Source organism: Psychrobacter sp. CAL346-MNA-CIBAN-0220 (genome assembly GCF_040309805.1).
GTDB lineage: Bacteria > Pseudomonadota > Gammaproteobacteria > Pseudomonadales > Moraxellaceae > Psychrobacter.
The window spans coordinates 1-486 of sequence record NZ_JBEOPF010000035.1 but is presented as its reverse complement, the minus strand read 5'-3'; the positions used below and the strand labels follow the sequence as shown (position 1 = coordinate 486).

The window sequence follows — 486 nt, the reverse complement described above, 5'->3', positions numbered from 1 at the left end:
CATGGCAAAGGCCAAGTTTGAACGCAAAAAGCCACACGTCAACGTCGGTACTATTGGACACGTTGACCATGGTAAAACCACCCTTACTGCTGCTATCGCAACCGTAGCGGCTAAAACCTCAGGCGGCGAAGCCAAAGATTACGCGTCTATTGACAGCGCCCCTGAAGAAAAAGCCCGTGGTATTACTATTAACACCAGCCACGTAGAATATGACACTGAAGCCCGTCATTACGCTCACGTTGATTGCCCAGGTCACGCCGATTATGTTAAAAACATGATCACCGGTGCTGCCCAAATGGACGGCGCAATCTTAGTCGTATCAGCAACCGATGGTCCTATGCCACAAACCCGTGAGCATATCTTGCTGTCACGTCAGGTTGGCGTACCGTACATCGTCGTATTCATGAACAAATGCGACATGGTTGATGACGAAGAATTGCTTGAACTCGTAGAAATGGAAGTTCGTGAACTTCTTAACGACTACGA

1 protein-coding gene is annotated in these 486 nt (G+C 48.6%); it reads left to right on the top strand.

The genetic code is table 11. From position 1 onward, the window contains the following. Nucleotide 1 precedes the first annotated feature (1 nt). Nucleotides 2-486 (top strand): GTP-binding protein (locus AAEY88_RS12585; RefSeq protein ID WP_350562924.1); only part of this gene is annotated, 485 nt, incomplete at its 3' end.